We start from the raw sequence: 17,354 nt of genomic DNA on the forward strand, positions 1-17,354 counted from the left end.
GGCTTTGAAAGTGCCCTGCATCGATGAACTTTCAACGCTTGCAGGACCCGAGACCATGATCCGTTATCTGAAGCGCGGCCGGACCGCCGCCGTCAAGACCGACGACGACGCCAAGGTGCGCGCCACCGTCGAAGACATCATCCGCGACATCGAAACCCGTGGCGACGACGCCGTGCGCGATTACAGCCGCAAGTTCGACAACTGGGACCCGGCGGACTTCCGCCTGTCGCGTGCCGAGATCGACGCGGCGCGCAAGCAGTTGTCGGCGCGCGAGATCGAGGACATCGCATTCGCCCAAAGCCAGGTCCGCAACTTTGCGCAGATCCAGCGCGACTCGATGCGCGATGTGGAAGTGGAAACCTATCCCGGCGTGGTCCTGGGCCACAAGCACGTGCCGATGAACGCGGTGGGCTGCTACATCCCGGGCGGCAAGTATCCGCTGCTGGCCTCGGCGCACATGAGCGTCCTGACCGCCAAGGTGGCGGGCGTCAAGCGCATCGTGTCCACGGCGCCGCCGTATCAGGGCAAGCCGCATCCGGCCATCGTGACCGCCATGGACATGGCGGGCGCGGACGAGATCCTGGTGCTGGGCGGCGTGCAGGCCGTGGTGGCGATGGCGGTGGGCACGCCCAGCGTGGCGCCCGTGGACATGCTGGTCGGCCCGGGCAACATGTTCGTGGCAGAGGCCAAGCGGCAGTTGTACGGCCGGGTGGGCATCGACCTGTTTGCGGGACCGACCGAGACGCTGGTGATCGCCGACGACAGCGTGGATGGCGAGCTGTGCGCCGTCGACCTGCTGGGCCAGGCGGAACACGGCCCTACGTCTCCTGCGGTGCTGCTGACCACCAGCGAACAACTGGCGCGCACCACGCTGGCCGAAGTCGAGCGCCAGCTGTCGATCCTGCCGACGGCGGGCATCGCGGCCAAGGCGTGGGCCGATTGCGGCGAGGTCATCGTCTGCGACAGCGACGAGGAAATGCTGCAGGTGGCCGATGACCTGGCGTTCGAGCACGTGCAGGTCATGACACGCGATCCCGATTACTTCCTGAACCGGATGACGAACTACGGCGCGCTGTTTTTGGGTCCGCGCACCAACGTCAGCTTTGGCGACAAGGTGATCGGCACCAACCACACGCTGCCGACGAACCGCAACGCGCGCTACACCGGCGGCCTGTGGGTGGGCAAGTTCCTCAAGACCTGCACCTATCAGCGCGTGCTGACGGACGAGGCCAGCGCGGCGATGGGCGAGTATTGCTCGCGCCTGTGCCACATGGAGAATTTTGCGGGCCACGGCGAGCAGGCCAACATCCGCGTGCGCCGCTATGGCAATCGCCCCGACCTGCCGTGGTATCGGCCGGTGGAGGCCCAGGCATGATTGCGCTGCCCAAAGGACCGGACTTCCGCCTGGACGGACGCCGCGCTCTGGTGACGGGCGGCAGCGGCGGCATCGGACTGGCGGCGGCCGCCGCGCTGGGCCGTGCGGGCGCGCATGTGACGGTGGCGGCCCGGCGCGAGCCGGAGCTGGCGCAAGTGTGCGACGCCTTGCGGGCCGAAGGCATCGGCTGTGCGCCGCTGGTGCTGGACGTGACGGACTCGGCCGCCGTGGACCAGGCGGTCGAGGACGCCGAGCCCTTCGACATCCTGGTCAACAACGCGGGCATGAATCGTCCCAAGCCGCTGGTCGAGCAGTCCGACGAGGACATCGACGCCGTGCTGGACCTGAACGTGAAGGCGGCCTTCTACACCAGCCGGGCTGTATCGCGCCGTCTGCTGCAGGAAGGCCGTGCAGGGTCCATCGTGAATGTGTCGTCGCAGATGGGGCACGTGGGCAGTCCACGCCGCACGCTGTATTGCGCCAGCAAGCACGCGCTCGAAGGCATGACGCGTGCCTTGGCGTGGGAGTTGGGCGCGGCCAACATCCGCGTGAACACCGTGTGCCCGACCTTCATCGAAACGCCGATGACGGCGGGCATGCTGGAGCAGCCCGGTTTTCGGGACTGGGTCTGCGCGCGCAACGCGCTGGGCCGCGTCGGCCGTCTGGACGAAGTGATGGGCGCCATTGTGTTCCTGGCCAGCGACGCGTCCAGTCTGGTGACGGGCAGCGCGCTGATGCTGGACGCAGGATGGACCGCGGCATGAGGACCGCGCCCCGCGCGCAGGACGTGGCGGATCTGGCGCAGGTGTCGCAGTCCGCCGTCAGCCGCACGTTCACGCCCGGCGCCAGCGTGTCCGAAGAGACGCGGCGCAAGGTGCTGGCGGCCGCGCAGAAACTGGGCTATCGGCCCAACGCGCTGGCGCGTAGCCTGATCACCCGCCGCAGCCGCATCGTCGCATTGGTGATGAGCTATCTGGAAAACCAGTTTTATCCGCTGGTGATCGAGCGGCTGTCGCAAAAGCTGCAGAAAGAGGGCTATCACGTGCTGATGTTCATTGCCGAGGTGGACGAGGCGGCCGACGGCGTGCTGGCCGAGATCCTGCAATACCAGGTCGACGGCATCGTCATGGCCTCCGCCATGCTGTCGTCCAACGTGGCGCGCAGTTGCGCAGAAGTCGGCGTGCCGGTGGTGCAGTTCAATCGGGTCTCGATTCTGGGCGGTCTGGCACGTCACGCCAGCAGCTCGGTCACGTCCGACAACTATGCGGGCGGCCAACTGGTGGCGCGGCTGCTGGCGGACCGCGGCTACCGGCGCTTTGGATTTCTGGCGGGGCTGGAGGATTCGTCGACCAGCATCGAACGCGAACGGGGCTACCGGGATGCGTTGACCGAGTTGGGCCACGACGTCGCCTGCCGCGAAGTGGGCCACTACGACTTCGATCTGGCGCAGGCCGCGGTTCGCCGAATGTTTGCCGCCGACCCGCCGGACGCGCTGTTTGCCGGCAACGACCACATGGCGATTGCGGCGCTTGACGTGCTCCGTCAGGAGCTGGGACTACGCGTGCCTGAAGACGTGGCCGTCGTGGGCTTTGACGATGTGCCGCAGGCTGCCTGGGGCGCGTATCGCCTGACGACCGTGCGTCAGCAGGTCGAACCCATGGTGGACGCTACCGTCGCGCTGCTGCGCGAACAGATGCAGGCCGAGCTGCGGCCGCGCGACATCGTCATTCCCTGCAGCCTGGTTGAACGCGCGACGGTCCGGGCGGGCCCCTGAAGATTCGCTATTCCCCTTTTTCCGGCACTACCCAATGAAAGCGCGCACAGACCGCGCTCATCGACTCCAGGAGACAAACGCATGCGCAGCATTTTTGTACGCACCCTGACCGCCTTCGCGGCCATCGGGTTGACCGCCAGCATGGCCCACGCCCAAGGCGGCGCGCCCGCCTGGCCGACCAAGAACATCCGATACATCGTGCCGTTCTCGCCGGGCGGCGTGTCCGACGGCGTCGCGCGCCTGATGGCCGAGCAGTTGAGCGCTCGTCTCGGGCAGTCGGTCATCGTCGAGAACAAACCGGGCGTGTCCGGCATTGTGGGCACACAACAGGTGGCCCGCGCCGAGCCCGATGGCTACACCATCGTGGGCGGCACCATCACCACGCATGCCGTCAATCCGTTCTTCATCAAGTCGCTGGGCTATGACCCGGTCAAGGACTTCACGCCCGTCAGCCTGGTGGGCATGGTCAGCAACGCATTGGTGGTGCGGGCAGACAGCCCATTCAATACGGTGCAGCAGGTGATCGACGCCGCGCGGGCCGATCCGGACGGGCTGACGTACGGCACGGCCGGCGCGGGCACGTCGCAGCATCTGTCGGGGCAGCTCTTTCAATCGATTTCGGATACGCGCCTGCGCCAGATCGTCTACAAGGGAGGATCGCAGTCGATGGTGGACCTGATCGGCGGACAGATCGACATGGTGTTTGAAACGGTCGCGGCCGCGCGTCCGATGATTGATGCCAAGCGGGTGAAAGTGCTGGGCGTTACATCGGCCGCGCCGCTGGCGGATCTGCCGGGTGTCAAGCCGCTGGCCGAACTGGGGTTGCCGGGCTTTGCGATGCAGTCGTGGCAGGGCATCTTTGCGCCGGCGGGCACGCCCGCGCCGGTGGTGGAGCGCCTGGGACGCGAGATTGCGGCCATCGTCAACACCCCCGACGTGCGCGCCAAGCTGCTGACGCTGGGCGTGGCGCCCGACGGCCGCGGCTCGGCGGAGTTTTCGCAGTTCCAACGCAGCGAAATCGAAAAATGGGGCAAGGTGATCAAGGACGCCGGCATCCAGGCCGACTGACCCCGCCCCGACACAGGAGACTTGCATGACCGACCCCCGCTTCCCGCTGGACGGCCGCCTGCCGGACATGCTGCGCAGTGGCAAGCCGCTGCGCGGCCTGTTCAACGGATTGCCCAGCCCGGCCATCGTCGAGATGTGCGCGTACGCCGGCTTTGATTTCATCATCCTCGACAACGAGCACGGCAGTGCCGATTTCGGCATGACCGAGCACATGCTGCGCGCCGCACGGGCGACGGGCATCGTGCCGATCGTGCGCTGCTTCGAGCAGGACTTGCCGCGCATCCTGGACATGGGCGCAAGTGCCGTGCAGGTGCCCATGGTGGAAAGCGCCGAGCAGGCACGGTGTCTCGCCGGCATGATCCACTATCCGCCAGTGGGCCGCCGCGGCAGCGCCTTCAGCACGCGCGCGGCCGGTTACGGGGCCTTCGGCGGCGCCGGGCACACGCAGCGCAGCAATGACGGCATCGGCTTCATCGCCATGATCGAAACGCCCGAGGCCATTGCGGCGGCGGGCGAAATCGCGGCGGTGGATGGCGTGGATGCGGTGTTCATCGGACCCAACGATCTGGCGCATGCGATGGGCCACGGCAGCGACTGGAATGCCGAACCCGTGCAACGCGCCATCGCGGCCGGACTGCGCGCGATCGCCGGGGCGGGCAAGTGTTCCGGCATCATCGCGCTGACGCCGCAGGACGAGGAGAAGTACGGGGCCATGGGCGCGCGCTATTTTGCCAACGTGTCGACCAGCATCATCACGCGCGCGCTGGCGCAGGCCGCTTCGGCGGGACGCGAGGCGAAGCCGCCCGCCTATTGACGCTATCCGCCCACCGCCCGGCAGAACGCCTGCGCATCGCCGTCGATGATGACGCCGGACGGCAGATAGCCTTCGCGTTGCTTCGTGGCGCGCAGTTGCTGCGCCAGGGCCGCATCGCCACCCACCGCGTACACGAAGACGCGCACGGATTGCGCGGCGGCATCACGCAGCAGTTGCGGGTTGGCAGACAACGTCAGGGCGTCCACATGCACGCCCACGGGCGCGCCGACGGTGGCGGCCAGATTGGCCAGCCACTGGCGCGTCAGCTTGGGCGCGGTGGCGCGCTGCGACACATACTTGCCGAGCGGGCTTGCGCCCAGGGAATCCGCGTGGCGCGGGTCGAAAACGATCAGGCCCAGATAGCCCTGCCGGTCGGTGCCGCGCACGCAGCGCAGCGCCTCGGGGAAGGCGGACGTGATCATCCAGTTGCCGTGCGGCAGCGCGGTCTTCATGCCGGCGACCAGCTTGGACACCGGCGCGCAGTCGCGGTAGACGACCTTCAGTTCCGCATTGAAGGTCTTGGCGGGCTGCGCGGCGGCGACGCGCAGCGCATCAGTAAGGAAAGGCGGGGGCGCTCCGCCGCCGGCGCCCGTCAACTTGGCGTCGCGCCATTGGTCGCTGGACAGTTGCAGCACGGCCTTGCGTCCGACGCCGCTTACCGTCCTGCCGGTCAGCAGGTCGTGGTGCAGCACCCAGACGCCGTCCTTCAGGCGCTGCATGTCGATTTCGACGCCATCCCATGCGCCGGCATAAGCCGCGCGAATCGAGGCCAACGAGTTCTCGGGCAGCGCGGGCGCGCCGCGATGCGCATGCACCTGCATGCCCAGGCACGCGGCGCTGACGCCGGACCAGGGCAGGGCGGCGGCCAGCAGCGCGGCTATCAGACGGCTAGCTCGCATCGCCGTGGTATCCGAACCGGAAGCCGCCCAGCACCGTCGTGCGCACGGCTTCGTTGAAAGGATAGGTGTAGGCCTGGCCCACGACGATCACGTGCGCCACGTTGGCCAGCACGCGGCGCCGCAGCGCCTGACCGATCGACTCGTCATCGCGCCCGCCTTCGACGCGCGACATCTGCTGGAAGAGTTCACTTTGCGTCACGCCGTTCTGCATGAACGAGAACGCCGTCCAGACGCAGGCCAGCGTCAGCACCAGCGCCAGACCCGCTGCGCGCGTGGCGGTGCGCCCCGGCTGCTGGCCGGCGGGCGTGCGCAGCCAGACGACGAGTTTGACGATCAGGTAAAGCAGCTTGCCGAAGTGGCCCACCGCACCCAGCAGCGAGAACAGCAGCGCAACCGGCGGCACGATGGCCGCGCGCGCGGCGTCTTCGCCCAACTGTTGATGCTGGCCGCCGCGCGCAAAGTCCGCGCTGCTGGCGGAAAAGCGCGGCATGGCTTCGTCCACGGCCCGGTCCAGCATGCCGTCGTACAGCCGCTTGAAGCTGGCGGCGTCGGTGTAATTGGGCGCGACGTTCATGGTGGCCGGCACCATCAAGGTCTGGCGCAGCAGCTTCTGCACGCCGGGGCGCGCCACGAAGTCTTCGTACGACAGACCGGGCGGAATCGCATCGCCCTCGACATGCACCGTGCGGCTACGCATGGTCTTCCAGTATTGCTGCGCGACCGCTTCATTGAAGGTGGCCCGGTCGTGCGGCTGCCAGCCGGCCGGCACGGGAATGCGTTTGCGCACGTCCTGCACCACGCGGCCCTGGTAGCGGGCCGGCACGCTGTCGGGCGTCCAGCCGCGGCGCGACAGGTTGCGGCGGTAGTCGCCCCACGCGCGATCCTGTTCGCGCGCCAGGCCGATGTCCGACGGGACGGGCACGCCGGCGTATTTCTTCCAGCGTTCGGCGACGGACTGCATCACGCTGGTGTAGACCTGGTGATAGCCGCGGATGCCCGGGGACGTCATGCGGACTTCGCGGTCATCGAAGGTGAAGGTCTTCATCTGGCGCTGCAGGTCGGTGCGGATGACTTGGCGCTTCTTGGGTTCGACCTTTTCATCCAGATTGTCGATGTTGGTCAGCAGCACCTGGAACACCGCCAGGAACGCCTTGCCCTCGGGCCGCGCGTAGATGCCGTCGTCCACCAGTCCGTCCAGATGCAGGTCGCCCTGCACCAGCGAGCGTTGCAGCAGCCCGGCGTTGGTGGCAATGCGGCGGAACTCGCCGTCGCGCGAGTCGACCAGCACGTTCACCATCATCTTGATGGCGCTGAAGACCAGCAGCGCGGTCACGGCGCAGGCCACCGCAATCTTCAGGTAAGACGGCCGGCCGCCGGTGGCAAGCCGCCGGGTCAGCATGAGCTGCAGCACCACCAGCGCGGCGGCGATGCCGGACAGGGTGCGGCCGAAGAACTCCAGTTCCTCGATATCGTGCGGCGTGGCGCGGCTGCCCACCACATCGAGCAACCGGGCGTTGAAGCCGAGTTCAAAACTGAGGTAGATGACCGTCAGGACGATCAGGAACAAAATCTGGCGAATCTGGGCCTGGCGCACGATCAATCCCTCAGGTCCAGACGGGTCGAGGTGATTTCCTCTTCGGGCAGGTCCAGCTTGGCGGGTGTGCGCGATGCCGCGCCCGAGCTGGGTGTTGCGGGCGCGTCGCCCGTGGACACGCGCTGCGGGGGCGGCGGCACCACGCGGCCAGCGGATGTGTCACTGCCGGCCGTCTGTGTCTGCACCGCGGCGGGCGCATTGGGTGGCGAACGGCGGCCGCCGCTGGCCGGCTTAGCCGCCTTGCCCGATCGCGCGGCCGGCGCGGCGGGCGGCGGATAGACGCCATGTAGCCGGATCGAATCCATGTACCCGGGCGGATACAGCGACTCGTCGGCAAACGGCTTGGCGCGCGGATTCAAGCCCGCGACACTCTTCACGTTGCCGCGGCGCATCCGGCCATCCTGCGTGTAAACAAAGCGCTCGATCGCCGAGCCCTTGGGAAAGTCGAACGTCAGCGCGCTGCGGTCGTCCTGGACCAGCACGACGGGCCGGTCACGGCAATTGCCCACGTCCCACGACAACACGTCGGACCCCTCGATGGCCAGCACGGTATAGCGGTAATCGCAGTTGCGGCGCTGGGTCTCGATGACGACCACGGTGCGCGGGCCAATGTTTTCGGTCCGGGCGATGCGTGCGGACTCAACATTGTTCAGGGGCACCACGCGCTGGTTGCCTGATAGCTTCACCGAGAAGTTCTTGCCTTCACGGCGCAGGGTGCCCAGTCCGCCGTCCTGCAGCGGGAACTGGCCGATCTCGGTGCCGAACAGGGCGGCGGTGTCCACGCCGAACACGTAGTTGCCCCGCGAATTGGTCTTGACGGCGCAGGCGGACAGGCCCGCCAGCAAGAGGAAGCTGGCCGCAAGGCGAAGGATCAACGAACGGGATACGTGCAGGCGCGATGACATCATGTGAAGGCGGAAAACCGGGCGCCACACGGGCGCCTTTTTCGTCAAAGCCCTGCAATGTATCGCAAAGTTACAACGCAGGACCAGACTTGTTTCAATTGCGCCGGGCGCGTCGCGCCGTGCGTCGTCGCAAACCAGGCGCGGGTTTGGCGCGTCAGTTGGCGGCCTGCTTCAGTTCCATCGACAGTTTCACCAGTTCGTGCACGCCATTGCGAATGGCGGACACGGTGCGGGCCACGGTGGCGCGCAGCAGGGCGATGTCGGGCAGGGTGTCGGGCGCGGCCACGAAGCTTTCCACCGAGGCCGAGACGCGCGCCGGGCGATCGGCGTCCTCTTGCGGCAGCGTCAGCTTGATGGCCTTGCACCGGTTGTTCACGACGTTGATGACTTCAAGGAATTGGCCGCGCGTCAGGTTCAGTTCGTCAGCCTGTACGAAGGCGGGGTAGACGAGGCGCAGGAATTCCGGGTCCGAATCGCTCAGGCTGAAATACATGATGCCCATGTCGGGATGCTTGAAGACCACATCGCCTTGCTCGTCAAAGCTGGCGACGAGGCCCAGTTCTTCTTGCACCACGGTCTGGTACAGGGTGGACAGCGGGGTGGGGGTGGACATGATTCAACGCTCCGTTGGTGGTAAGTGGGAAAAAAGACGAGCCCATGACCCTTGCTACGCGCCGTCTTGAAAAAGGTTCGAAAAATTTAGCGACGAAGGATAAACCGAACCCGGCAAATCAATTGGCCGAAAAAAGGGCGAAAAAAAATCGAACCTTTTGTGCCGCTGCGCGTAGCGATCAGTACCGGCATCCATACCGGCATCCGCCTCACGCAAAAAAGGAAACACCATGCAGGACAAAGCACAAGACGTATTGATGCAGGCAAAAACCCACGCGGCCCGGTGGGCAGCGATTGCGGTTCAGCGCGTCAACCGGGGCGACGCGGCGGGCGCGTTGCTGTTTCTTCTGGGCACCACGCTCTTCGCGGTGGTCTCCATGCGCATGATGGGATCGGGCGTCAGTCTGAGCTTCTACGACCTCCTGCGCTTGCAGAACGGCGGCAGCGTGCAGGGCGCGATGGCAGGGCAGGGGGCCGGCGCGGGATTCTATGCCGTGTTGTGGCTGCTGGCCGTCGTGGGGCCGCTGCTGCCTTCGCTGCTGGACCAGCGCGCGGCGCGCCTGGGCTACTTTGCGCCGCTGGCGTTGTGGATCATCGCGTTGGCGGGCGTGGTCTCGCAGGTGCAGGAGTTCATGAATGCGACGCGCCAGTTGTCGGGTTTCATGGGCAGTTCGCGCGCCGGCCGCAGCCTGGCGGGCGACATGGCGTCCAACCTGTGGAGCGGCCTGTCGTTCGGGTTCGGCTTCTATCTGTCTGTCGCCATTGCGCTGGCCTTTGCTGTCCGCGGGGTCGCCGCGCTTGATTTTCCGCCCCTGCGCAGCTAAGGTGCCGCAGCCCCAAGAACCTGAATCATGAACACGCTCGAATCCAAGCGCTACGTCATCGACAACGTCGACGCGCTGTTGCGCATCATGCACGCCGACCCGCGCTACGCGCTGGCGTTCCGGAACAAAGCCGAGCAGCACATCACGCTGAAACTGCGCAGAAAGTTCTTCAACGCGCCGCCCGAAGGCGTGGTGGACGCGTTCAACAACGCGCTCATGAAGTTTCTGCAGACGCGCAGTTTCAAGGACGAGGTCCTGCTGCACGGCCAGCCCGAGGGCGGATGGACGGCGCATGAACTGGCCGTCAGCAAGCTGGGCGGCTACCTGTACCGCGGATCGCTGCACGAGCTGATCCAGTATCACCGCCGAACGCGGCACGAGGTGCAGTGGGCGGGTCCCGACGACGGCGGCGATCGGGACGACACGGCGTTTGACGACGCGCGGGATGTGGCGGATGACTCGCTCTTTGCCGACCCCGCGCAGGCGTACGAGCACCTGTCGGTCGTCAAGCGCATGCGCGACTGCCTGAACAAACTCAGCGACACGCTGAAAACCACCATGTTCCTGTACCTGGACGACATGCCGATGGAACAGATCGCCCGGCAGCAGGACCTGCACGTGCCCACCGTGAAGAGCCGCCTGCACGCCGCGCGCAAGCTGGTGACGGAATGCACCCGCAAGGGGATGGACTGATGATGGCTGAAGACCGAGTGCTGTCGTATCTGTCCGGCGAGCTGGACGCCGATGCCCGCCGGGCCTTCGAAGCCGATCTCGCGCGCGATCCCGCATTGCGGGAGGAACTGGAGGCGTGGCGCAATCTTGCCGAGGCGCGCCAGCTTGCGCATAACGAGATTGGGCAGGGGGAGCGCGATGCGGCTTTCTTGCGTGCGCTGGCGCAGCGCGTGGAGGCTGCGCCTGCGTCGGCGTCTGCCGAATCTGCGTCCGCGTCTGAGCCTGCGTCTGCCAAATCTGCGCGTGCGTCAGCGTCTGAGCCTGCGTCTGCGCGCGCGCCGGTGTCTTCGCACGCGCCGGTGTCGCGCGTGCGGCGCTTGTGGCAATGGCTGTGGCCTACGCCCGCCAGCCCGTTGATGCCGCTGGGCTGGGCGCTCGCGATCATGCTGTCCGTCGTGGTGATCCAGCAGGCGCCGGTGCAAGGTCCCGCGGTTGTCCTGTCCGACGACGTCCTGACGCGCGGCGGTGCATCTTGTCCGCGGCTGGTGGTCGATCTTCCCGACGCCCTGACGGCGCGGCAGTTGCGCAATACCTTGTCCCAGTACGCGGTGGCCATCGTCGACGGGCCTGATGCGGACGGGCGATACGTCCTGGCCGCTGCGCGTGAGTCGTCGCTGCGCGATGCCGCGACGGCGCTGGGCGCGCTGTCAGTCACGGCGGCGCCAGCGGGCGCGTGCCCCAAACCGTGAGGCCCCGCGCAAGCCCGAGATAACGTCCAGTCCCTCCCGAACAAAAGTCAGGCCCCGAATTCTCTATGAAGCCCAACAAAGAACCTGCCCTTGCCAGCATGCCGGTCGCGCGGCCGCAACCCCTGATGCGGCGGCGCCTGCTGGCCGCGCTGGTCGGCGCGGGGCTCTACGGCGGGCACGCTGGCGCCGTGCTCGCGGCGGGAGCGAATGCGCGGGGGCTGAACAACCGGAACATGATGGACGAGGAGCCGGCCCGCTCAGGCGCGCCCGCACCCCAGCCGACCACGCCTGCGCCAGCGCCGGACGACGGGCCTTCCGCAGCGGCGACGGATCGCAAGGCCGAATCGGATGCCAAGGCGCAAGCTGACCTTCAAGCCGACCCCCAAGCCGACCCCCAAGCCACGCCCGCCAAGCGCCGCTACGCGCTGGTGATCGGCAACGCGCGCTACGCCGTTCCCGCAAACGCGCTGGTCAACCCGGTCAACGACGCTCGCCTCATCGCGGACTCACTGCGCCAGCGCCAGGTCGATGTGACCCTGCTCACCGACCTGACCACGGCGCAGATGGAAGCCGCCGTCGACGACTTCGCCCTTCGCGCCACGGGCGGAGATCTGGCGCTGATGTACTTCGCCGGACATGCTGTTGCGGTGGACGACGTGAATTATCTGTTCGGTGTGGACCTGCCTTTGCCGCTGGGTGAAGTGCGCATCCGCACGGCCCAGCAAAGCTCGTTGAGCCTCAAGCGCGTGTCGCAAGCGCTGCGGCGTGCCAATGTCCGCGCGCGCCTGATGGTGCTGGACGCCTGCCGCACCAACCTGACCCGCGGCACGCCTGGCGCGGGACTGGTGCATGCCGTTCCCGCGGGCGGTGAACTTATCGCCTTCTCCACACAGCCCGGCGCCACGGCCGAAGACGGCTTTGGCAACGACGGCCCCCGCCACAGCCCCTACGCGTACTACTTCGCGCAAGGACTGCGCACGCTGCCCGGTTCCGCGCCGGTGGAGACCTTCTTCAAGCAATTGACCGCCGACGTGCAGGTGGCCACCGCCTACCGGCAGATTCCGCACTACGCCAGCAGCCTGGTCGGCACCGTCACGTTCACCACGCTGGCGGACGGACAGACGCCCGCGACGCCGGGGGCGTCCGGCGGTCAGACGGCGCAGGGCCGAGGCCCGTCCCCCACGCTGGGCCGCGATCTGATCAAGGCGCGCATGAGCGCCTGGGAGTACGAAATCGAACGCGGCGCGCAGTATGTGGACGAGCCCCGGCTGGCGTCGTTGCAGGCGCGCGCCAAGGCGGGCGACGTGGTCGCAATGACCACCTTGGGGCTGATCGCCGAAAACGGCGAGCACGTGCAACAGAACTACCCCGTCGCCGCCCGCTGGTATCAACGCGCCGCGGATCAAGGCTTCGCGCCCGCGCAGACCTATCTGGGCGAGCTGACCGGCATGGGCCGGGGCGTGCCCAAGAACTACGCCGTGGCCGAACGCCTGTTCCGCGATGCGGCCGAGGCAGGACATCGGCGCGCGGCGATGGACCTGCTGGATGTGCGCGCGCGCATGGGCGAACCGATCGACCCGCGCGAGTGGGCGAAGGTGCTGCAGGACGCCGCCCTTAATCCGGTCGGTTTTCCGATGCCCGGCATGGCGCCCATTCAGGGCCTGCCGGACAACCCGTGGATGCGCGCGCTGGGTGTGCGCCCGCCCGGCCAGCCCTGAACCCGGTGGCGGCGCGCGTATGACGTCGCAGGCGCGTCAGACTGGGCGGTGATACACCGCCTCGACGTTGTAGCCGTCGGGGTCCAGGATGAAGGCGCCGTAGTAGTTCGGATGATATTTCGGCCGTAACCCCGGCGCGCCGTTGTCGCGCCCGCCGGCCGCCAGCGCCGCCCGATGAAAGGCGTCGACCTCATCACGGCTGCGCGCGCGGAACGCCACATGCACGCGCGGCGTGCTGGGCGTGCCCTCATGAATCCAGAACTCGCCGCCCGGGTCGCCCGCGTCGTCGGCCTCGCCAACGCCAAAGCCCATGCCCGTCGCCAACGCCTTGCGCGGCACATACCCCACCGCCGCGAGCGCGCTCAGGTAGAAAGCCCGGCTGCGCGCGAAGTCGCTGACGTGAATCTCGATGTGGTCCAACATACGCTGCTCCTGGGAAAGGCGGCCGCGTGGGCCGGAGAGGTCAGCATAGGTGAGGGGGCGGGGCGAGAGCGCTTCGATTTGCAACGTGGCGATACGTGGTCGCGCGCAAGGAAAAGAAGGCCGTCAATGCAGCCGCGGCGGATGCGTTGGCAATGACGACCTGCTACCCGCTCAAAGACTGGAGCCCCCATCAACCACCATCAGACACCCCGTCACATACGCCGCTTCGTCGGACGCCAAAAAAAGCGCTGCGTTCGCGATATCCCAGGGACTGCCCTGGCGCCCCATCGGACATCGGGCATCGCGCGCCTTATGGCCTTCCGTTGCGGCTTCCTCCGAGGCATAGAGCGCGTCCGCATGCGGCGTGCGGATCATGCCGGGGATGATGCAGTTGCAGCGGACCTGATCAGCGGCGTACTGACGCGCAATGACCCGCGTCATGTGGTTCACGGCCGCCTTGGCCGTGCTGTACGACAGGAACTGCATCGGACTCCATTTCAGGCTGGCCGTCGACGACACGTTGATGATGGCGCCGCCGCCGCGCGCTTTCATCTGCGGCAGGAAGGCGCGAGCCATCGCCATGGAACCTCGAACGTTGACGGTCATGACGCGATCCCATTCGTCATCCTGCACGGCCAAGAGATCGCCCTGGATTTCGATGCCGACGTTGTTGTGCAGGATGTCGATGCCCCCGTGACGGCTTGCCACGTCGTTCGCGGCCAGCTCGATCTGCGCGGAGTCGGTGACGTCTAGCGCCATAGCCTCAGCAGCGCCGCCTTCCGAACGAATACGTTCGACAGTCTCCTGCGCCGCCGCCAACGAGCGGTCCGTGCATATCACGGTGGCGCCTTCTTGCGCGAACCGGATTGCACAGGCGGCGCCGTTGCCAACTGAATCCATTGACGAAAACGCGCTTCTCAACGTGCCCGCGCCGGCGACGAGGGCGATCTTGGATTTCAATCGCATGGTGGATCGTCTCCCGGGTCAGTCGCGCGTGAACTCGGCGCCGCCCTTCGGACGAATGTAGCGAGGCAGCGGCAGCCCGGCCTTCCTGGCGGCGTCGATGATGGAGTCTTCGATGGCGCCCGCGTCGCGGATGTTTGCAAATTGACCGTCGATGAAGTTGATGTTGGCCCCGAACACGACCATGAACCCTTCCGCCGGCTCCGTGGCGTTTTCGGGCACGGAGAAGGTGTGTACGGATCCACCCGGCTCGTACAGATAGCTGCCGGCCGTCTGCGGGTCGTTCGGATATTCCAGGTAGTTCCACTGCCCCTTCGTCGTGAAGAAGTGGACGACGCCCGTGTGGAAGTGGGTGGGAAGGCGGGTTCCCGGAGCGAACTTTCCGTACAGGACCCATACCCCGTTTTCCCGGTCGAGGAACAGCGGGATGATCGAGGAGCCGGGAGCGGCGCCGGGCAACTGCACGCCGTCTTCGATATTGACGGTCAGCAGACGGTCTTGGTGGGTCTCTGTGTACGGAAGCGTCATGGATGTTCCTTGGTTGAAAGGTCAACTGGGGGCAGCGGGAGCGCACGATTCGCGCAATATCAGCTGCGTTTTGATGACAATGCGATCGCCGTGCTCGGAAGGCGCCTGACGATCAAGTTGTTTAAGGACCTGTTGCGCCGCGCAGGTGCCCATCGCTTCCAGGTCCCAGCTCAGCGAGGTGATGGACGGGCTGAACAGGCGCGACAGATCGGTATCGCCGATGCTGATGACGCTTATATCGTTCGGCACCGAATCGCCGGTGTGCCGGAGGGCTTGCAGCACGCCGGACAGAATTCGCGTGCCCAGGCATACGAACGCCGTGGGCCGGTTGGCGTGAGACAGCAGGGACATGGCCTCGGCGAACGCAAACTGCATTGCCGATTGTTCTGCCCGGATCAACGCGGCGTCGGGCGAGATGCCATGGACGTCAAAGGCATGCCGGAAGCCGGCAATACGCTCCTTGCCAGTGCGCAAGGCCGTGCCTGGCGTAAGCAGGGCGATCCGGCGATGGCCCAGGTTCAGCAGATACTGCGTCGCCTGGAATGCACCGGCCGCGTGATCCACATGGATGCCAACCGAGGATTCCCCGAACTCCCTGTCCAGCGCGACGACCGGAATCTCTTGCGATAGCTCGTCGATAAGTTCAGCGGATTCACTTTCGCAGGGGCCTAGGATCAGCGCGTCGACCCGTCGGCCGCGAAAGATCTCGACCAGCGACGCTTCCCGCCGTCGCTCGTTATGGGTGCTGGCGACCAGCAACGAGTAGCCTTCGGCTTGGAGCGCCATCTCGGTCGCGGTGATGATGCGCGCGTAGAGCGGGTTGGCCAGGTCGGACACCAGCAGCCCGATCACGCCGGAAGACTTCGTTCGCAGGCTTCTTGCGACGGCGTCGGGGCGATAGTCAAGACTGCGCGCGGCCTGCTCGACCGCGGCGATGGCGGACTCGCTGACGCGTCCCGTGCGGTTGAGCGCACGCGATGCCGTTCCCAGGGAAACGCCGGCCTTTCTGGCAACATCGCGAATGGTGATCCGGTCTTTCATGATTGAGTTGTGTCCGTGCCGAAAGTGGCTAACATACACCGTCTTTGGCGCGCGGCTTGCTACGTGCGTGGGCGGATCGGCGCCGACCCATCCCAGGTTTCGCTGGCCTTTCTGATCTCCTCGAAGTACTCGCCTTTTCCGCCTTTCATTTCCGACACTTCGATCATTCCGCTGGGCAGATCGGGATGAACGAAGTACGAGAATCTGCCGCGCGTGCCCATCCTGCCGCCATGGCCCTCCACGTAGCCGCGCGCGGTCAGGTGGCTGCAGAATTCGTCGAAGTGATCCAACGTCCAGAAGGCGACGTGCTGAGCACACTCTCCGCTTGCGCGCAGTGAATCCAGATACAGCGAGGGCGCGTCATCCCGTTGCTGAATCAGTTCGATCTGCATGGGCCCCGAGTTGGCCAATGCAATGGAGAGGCGGGGAGGGCGAGATTCCTTGCCCTGATAGCGGAACTCGGTGGTTCCCACGTCTTCCTTGTAGAACCACGGTCCGACGCCCAGCACGTCAGACCAGTGCTTCATGGCCTTTTCGATGTCGCGAACGACATAGCCCACCTGCCGCACGCCACCCAGAATCCTGCTCATATCGCGTCCTTGATCATGTTGCTTCCTTAGTTCATGTGGGCGCCGCCGTTTATGTCCAACGTCGTGCCGGTGATGTAGCTTGAGAGATCGCTTGCCAGAAAGAGGCAACCGCCGGCGATTTCATGCGGACGCCCGGCCCGTCGCAGTGGCCAGCCTTGGGCGGCTTCGTCCTTGCTTTCGTCCGAGCGCCCGGTCCGGGAAAAATCGGTCGTGATCAGTCCGGGGGCGATTGCGTTGGCGCGGATCCCGTGTGGGCCGAACTCCTTGGCCATGGCGCGGGTGATGCCCTGGACGCCAGCCTTGGCGGCGCAGTAATGGGCCCCGCCAAAGATGCCGCCGCCGTTCTGGGCGGAAAGCGACGAAATCGAGACGATGCTTCCCGCCTGCCGCGCAATCATCAGCGGCGCGACGGCTTGGGTCAGATTGAAGACACCGGTCAGGTTCACCCGCAGGATCCGGTCGAAGTCCAGCGGCGTTATTTCCTGGAACGTCGCCTTCTGCGTGATGGCGGCATTGTTCACCAGCACGTCGACGCGTCCGCCGGCCCAGTCGGCAACCGAATCAATCGCCGCGCCGCATTGCGCGGCGTCGCCGACATCGCAGACAAGCGCAATCAGCCGGGACGCGGGCGCGCCCAGGTCGGCGGCGCTTTCTTGTATGCGCGTCTCGTCAAGGTCCAGGATGGCCACGCGTGCGCCATGCTCAAGAAACAGTCTGGCGGTGGCTTTGCCGATGCCTTTGGGATGAGCGGCGCCGGAGATGACGGCGACGCGGTCTTCAAGCAGGTTCATCGAAATCTCATGAA

The 17,354-nt window shown here is 66.3% G+C and carries 19 protein-coding genes; 9 read left to right on the top strand and 10 right to left on the bottom strand.

What is annotated here, in order from left to right; translation table 11 throughout:
- Positions 1 to 55: 55 nt before the first annotated feature.
- From hisD to AC6CIE_RS16725, 5 genes are all read left to right on the top strand, one after another.
- Positions 56 to 1,375 carry a histidinol dehydrogenase gene (gene hisD / locus AC6CIE_RS16705; RefSeq protein ID WP_452001925.1) on the top strand — a complete coding sequence of 440 codons (1,320 nt, stop codon included), beginning with the start codon at positions 56 to 58 and terminating at the stop codon, positions 1,373 to 1,375.
- Positions 1,372 to 2,139 (top strand): SDR family NAD(P)-dependent oxidoreductase, encoded by a 768-nt coding sequence (locus AC6CIE_RS16710; protein WP_498092965.1) that lies wholly within the window; start codon positions 1,372 to 1,374, stop codon positions 2,137 to 2,139. The genes hisD and AC6CIE_RS16710 overlap by 4 nt, the downstream gene beginning before the upstream one ends.
- Complete coding sequence (locus AC6CIE_RS16715; RefSeq protein WP_498092967.1) at positions 2,136 to 3,149, top strand: LacI family DNA-binding transcriptional regulator; 1,014 nt, start codon at positions 2,136 to 2,138, stop codon at positions 3,147 to 3,149. The genes AC6CIE_RS16710 and AC6CIE_RS16715 overlap by 4 nt, the downstream gene beginning before the upstream one ends.
- Before the next feature lie 81 nt (positions 3,150 to 3,230).
- The gene (locus AC6CIE_RS16720) at positions 3,231 to 4,217 is read left to right on the top strand and encodes a Bug family tripartite tricarboxylate transporter substrate binding protein (RefSeq protein WP_498092969.1); all 987 of its coding nucleotides are present in this window, start codon (positions 3,231 to 3,233) and stop codon (positions 4,215 to 4,217) included.
- A 25-nt stretch (positions 4,218 to 4,242) separates the two neighbouring features.
- Positions 4,243 to 5,031: an HpcH/HpaI aldolase family protein gene (locus tag AC6CIE_RS16725; RefSeq protein WP_498092971.1), complete on the top strand. Its 789-nt coding sequence runs from the start codon at positions 4,243 to 4,245 to the stop codon at positions 5,029 to 5,031.
- A gap of 2 nt (positions 5,032 to 5,033) precedes the next feature.
- Here the strand turns inward: AC6CIE_RS16725 and AC6CIE_RS16730 are convergent, their stop codons facing one another.
- The 4 genes from AC6CIE_RS16730 to AC6CIE_RS16745 all read right to left on the bottom strand — a co-directional run bounded on the left by AC6CIE_RS16730 (position 5,034) and on the right by AC6CIE_RS16745 (position 9,042).
- Complete coding sequence (locus AC6CIE_RS16730; RefSeq protein WP_498092973.1) at positions 5,034 to 5,930, bottom strand: glycerophosphodiester phosphodiesterase; 897 nt, start codon at positions 5,928 to 5,930, stop codon at positions 5,034 to 5,036.
- Positions 5,920 to 7,524 (bottom strand): hypothetical protein, encoded by a 1,605-nt coding sequence (locus tag AC6CIE_RS16735; RefSeq protein WP_175137588.1) that lies wholly within the window; start codon positions 7,522 to 7,524, stop codon positions 5,920 to 5,922. The genes AC6CIE_RS16730 and AC6CIE_RS16735 overlap by 11 nt, the downstream gene beginning before the upstream one ends.
- Positions 7,525 to 7,526: 2 nt before the next feature.
- Positions 7,527 to 8,399, bottom strand: coding sequence for a hypothetical protein (locus tag AC6CIE_RS16740; protein WP_498092975.1), 873 nt, complete (start codon positions 8,397 to 8,399; stop codon positions 7,527 to 7,529).
- A 184-nt stretch (positions 8,400 to 8,583) separates the two neighbouring features.
- Positions 8,584 to 9,042 (bottom strand): hypothetical protein, encoded by a 459-nt coding sequence (locus AC6CIE_RS16745; protein WP_175122654.1) that lies wholly within the window; start codon positions 9,040 to 9,042, stop codon positions 8,584 to 8,586.
- Positions 9,043 to 9,271: 229 nt separating this feature from the next.
- Here AC6CIE_RS16745 and AC6CIE_RS16750 point away from each other — a divergent pair, with 229 nt between their 5' ends.
- The 4 genes from AC6CIE_RS16750 to AC6CIE_RS16765 all read left to right on the top strand — a co-directional run bounded on the left by AC6CIE_RS16750 (position 9,272) and on the right by AC6CIE_RS16765 (position 13,004).
- Positions 9,272 to 9,865, top strand: coding sequence for a hypothetical protein (locus AC6CIE_RS16750; RefSeq protein ID WP_498092977.1), 594 nt, complete (start codon positions 9,272 to 9,274; stop codon positions 9,863 to 9,865).
- Positions 9,866 to 9,892: 27 nt separating this feature from the next.
- Entirely contained in the window at positions 9,893 to 10,558 is a 666-nt protein-coding gene (locus AC6CIE_RS16755) for an RNA polymerase sigma factor (protein WP_175122656.1), read from the top strand.
- Positions 10,558 to 11,286, top strand: a complete 729-nt coding sequence (locus AC6CIE_RS16760) for a hypothetical protein (RefSeq protein ID WP_498092979.1) — start codon at positions 10,558 to 10,560, stop codon at positions 11,284 to 11,286. Before AC6CIE_RS16755 ends, AC6CIE_RS16760 begins: the two co-directional genes overlap by 1 nt.
- Before the next feature lie 65 nt (positions 11,287 to 11,351).
- Positions 11,352 to 13,004: a caspase family protein gene (locus AC6CIE_RS16765; RefSeq protein ID WP_498092981.1), complete on the top strand. Its 1,653-nt coding sequence runs from the start codon at positions 11,352 to 11,354 to the stop codon at positions 13,002 to 13,004.
- A gap of 36 nt (positions 13,005 to 13,040) precedes the next feature.
- On the opposite strand, the gene AC6CIE_RS16770 is transcribed toward AC6CIE_RS16765, so the two are convergent.
- The 6 genes from AC6CIE_RS16770 to AC6CIE_RS16795 form a co-directional block, all read right to left on the bottom strand.
- Positions 13,041 to 13,427, bottom strand: coding sequence for a VOC family protein (locus tag AC6CIE_RS16770; protein ID WP_498092983.1), 387 nt, complete (start codon positions 13,425 to 13,427; stop codon positions 13,041 to 13,043).
- 171 nt (positions 13,428 to 13,598) lie between these two features.
- Positions 13,599 to 14,393: an SDR family NAD(P)-dependent oxidoreductase gene (locus tag AC6CIE_RS16775; RefSeq protein ID WP_498092985.1), complete on the bottom strand. Its 795-nt coding sequence runs from the start codon at positions 14,391 to 14,393 to the stop codon at positions 13,599 to 13,601.
- 18 nt (positions 14,394 to 14,411) lie between these two features.
- Positions 14,412 to 14,918 (bottom strand): 2,4'-dihydroxyacetophenone dioxygenase family protein, encoded by a 507-nt coding sequence (locus tag AC6CIE_RS16780; RefSeq protein ID WP_481144585.1) that lies wholly within the window; start codon positions 14,916 to 14,918, stop codon positions 14,412 to 14,414.
- Between the two features lie 21 nt (positions 14,919 to 14,939).
- Positions 14,940 to 15,959: a LacI family DNA-binding transcriptional regulator gene (locus AC6CIE_RS16785; protein WP_498092988.1), complete on the bottom strand. Its 1,020-nt coding sequence runs from the start codon at positions 15,957 to 15,959 to the stop codon at positions 14,940 to 14,942.
- 59 nt (positions 15,960 to 16,018) lie between these two features.
- Positions 16,019 to 16,549, bottom strand: coding sequence for a VOC family protein (locus AC6CIE_RS16790; RefSeq protein ID WP_498092990.1), 531 nt, complete (start codon positions 16,547 to 16,549; stop codon positions 16,019 to 16,021).
- Positions 16,550 to 16,575: 26 nt separating this feature from the next.
- Positions 16,576 to 17,340, bottom strand: coding sequence for an SDR family NAD(P)-dependent oxidoreductase (locus AC6CIE_RS16795; RefSeq protein WP_498092992.1), 765 nt, complete (start codon positions 17,338 to 17,340; stop codon positions 16,576 to 16,578).
- Positions 17,341 to 17,354: the final 14 nt, after the last annotated feature.

Source organism: Achromobacter sp. GQ309 (assembly GCF_059759315.1).

What these genes read in the sequence shown, in the direction of transcription:
- AC6CIE_RS16730 (WP_498092973.1), bottom strand. Translation starts at nt 5,930, where the DNA reads ATGCGAGCTAGCCGTCTGATAGCCGCGCTGCTGGCCGCCGCCCTGCCC.
- AC6CIE_RS16720 (WP_498092969.1), top strand. Translation starts at nt 3,231, where the DNA reads ATGCGCAGCATTTTTGTACGCACCCTGACCGCCTTCGCGGCCATCGGG.
- hisD (WP_452001925.1), top strand. Translation starts at nt 56, where the DNA reads ATGATCCGTTATCTGAAGCGCGGCCGGACCGCCGCCGTCAAGACCGAC.
- AC6CIE_RS16785 (WP_498092988.1), bottom strand. Translation starts at nt 15,959, where the DNA reads ATGAAAGACCGGATCACCATTCGCGATGTTGCCAGAAAGGCCGGCGTT.
- AC6CIE_RS16745 (WP_175122654.1), bottom strand. Translation starts at nt 9,042, where the DNA reads ATGTCCACCCCCACCCCGCTGTCCACCCTGTACCAGACCGTGGTGCAA.
- AC6CIE_RS16780 (WP_481144585.1), bottom strand. Translation starts at nt 14,918, where the DNA reads ATGACGCTTCCGTACACAGAGACCCACCAAGACCGTCTGCTGACCGTC.
- AC6CIE_RS16710 (WP_498092965.1), top strand. Translation starts at nt 1,372, where the DNA reads ATGATTGCGCTGCCCAAAGGACCGGACTTCCGCCTGGACGGACGCCGC.
- AC6CIE_RS16775 (WP_498092985.1), bottom strand. Translation starts at nt 14,393, where the DNA reads ATGCGATTGAAATCCAAGATCGCCCTCGTCGCCGGCGCGGGCACGTTG.
- AC6CIE_RS16760 (WP_498092979.1), top strand. Translation starts at nt 10,558, where the DNA reads ATGATGGCTGAAGACCGAGTGCTGTCGTATCTGTCCGGCGAGCTGGAC.
- AC6CIE_RS16750 (WP_498092977.1), top strand. Translation starts at nt 9,272, where the DNA reads ATGCAGGACAAAGCACAAGACGTATTGATGCAGGCAAAAACCCACGCG.
- AC6CIE_RS16770 (WP_498092983.1), bottom strand. Translation starts at nt 13,427, where the DNA reads ATGTTGGACCACATCGAGATTCACGTCAGCGACTTCGCGCGCAGCCGG.
- AC6CIE_RS16715 (WP_498092967.1), top strand. Translation starts at nt 2,136, where the DNA reads ATGAGGACCGCGCCCCGCGCGCAGGACGTGGCGGATCTGGCGCAGGTG.
- AC6CIE_RS16790 (WP_498092990.1), bottom strand. Translation starts at nt 16,549, where the DNA reads ATGAGCAGGATTCTGGGTGGCGTGCGGCAGGTGGGCTATGTCGTTCGC.
- AC6CIE_RS16725 (WP_498092971.1), top strand. Translation starts at nt 4,243, where the DNA reads ATGACCGACCCCCGCTTCCCGCTGGACGGCCGCCTGCCGGACATGCTG.
- AC6CIE_RS16755 (WP_175122656.1), top strand. Translation starts at nt 9,893, where the DNA reads ATGAACACGCTCGAATCCAAGCGCTACGTCATCGACAACGTCGACGCG.
- AC6CIE_RS16795 (WP_498092992.1), bottom strand. Translation starts at nt 17,340, where the DNA reads ATGAACCTGCTTGAAGACCGCGTCGCCGTCATCTCCGGCGCCGCTCAT.
- AC6CIE_RS16765 (WP_498092981.1), top strand. Translation starts at nt 11,352, where the DNA reads ATGAAGCCCAACAAAGAACCTGCCCTTGCCAGCATGCCGGTCGCGCGG.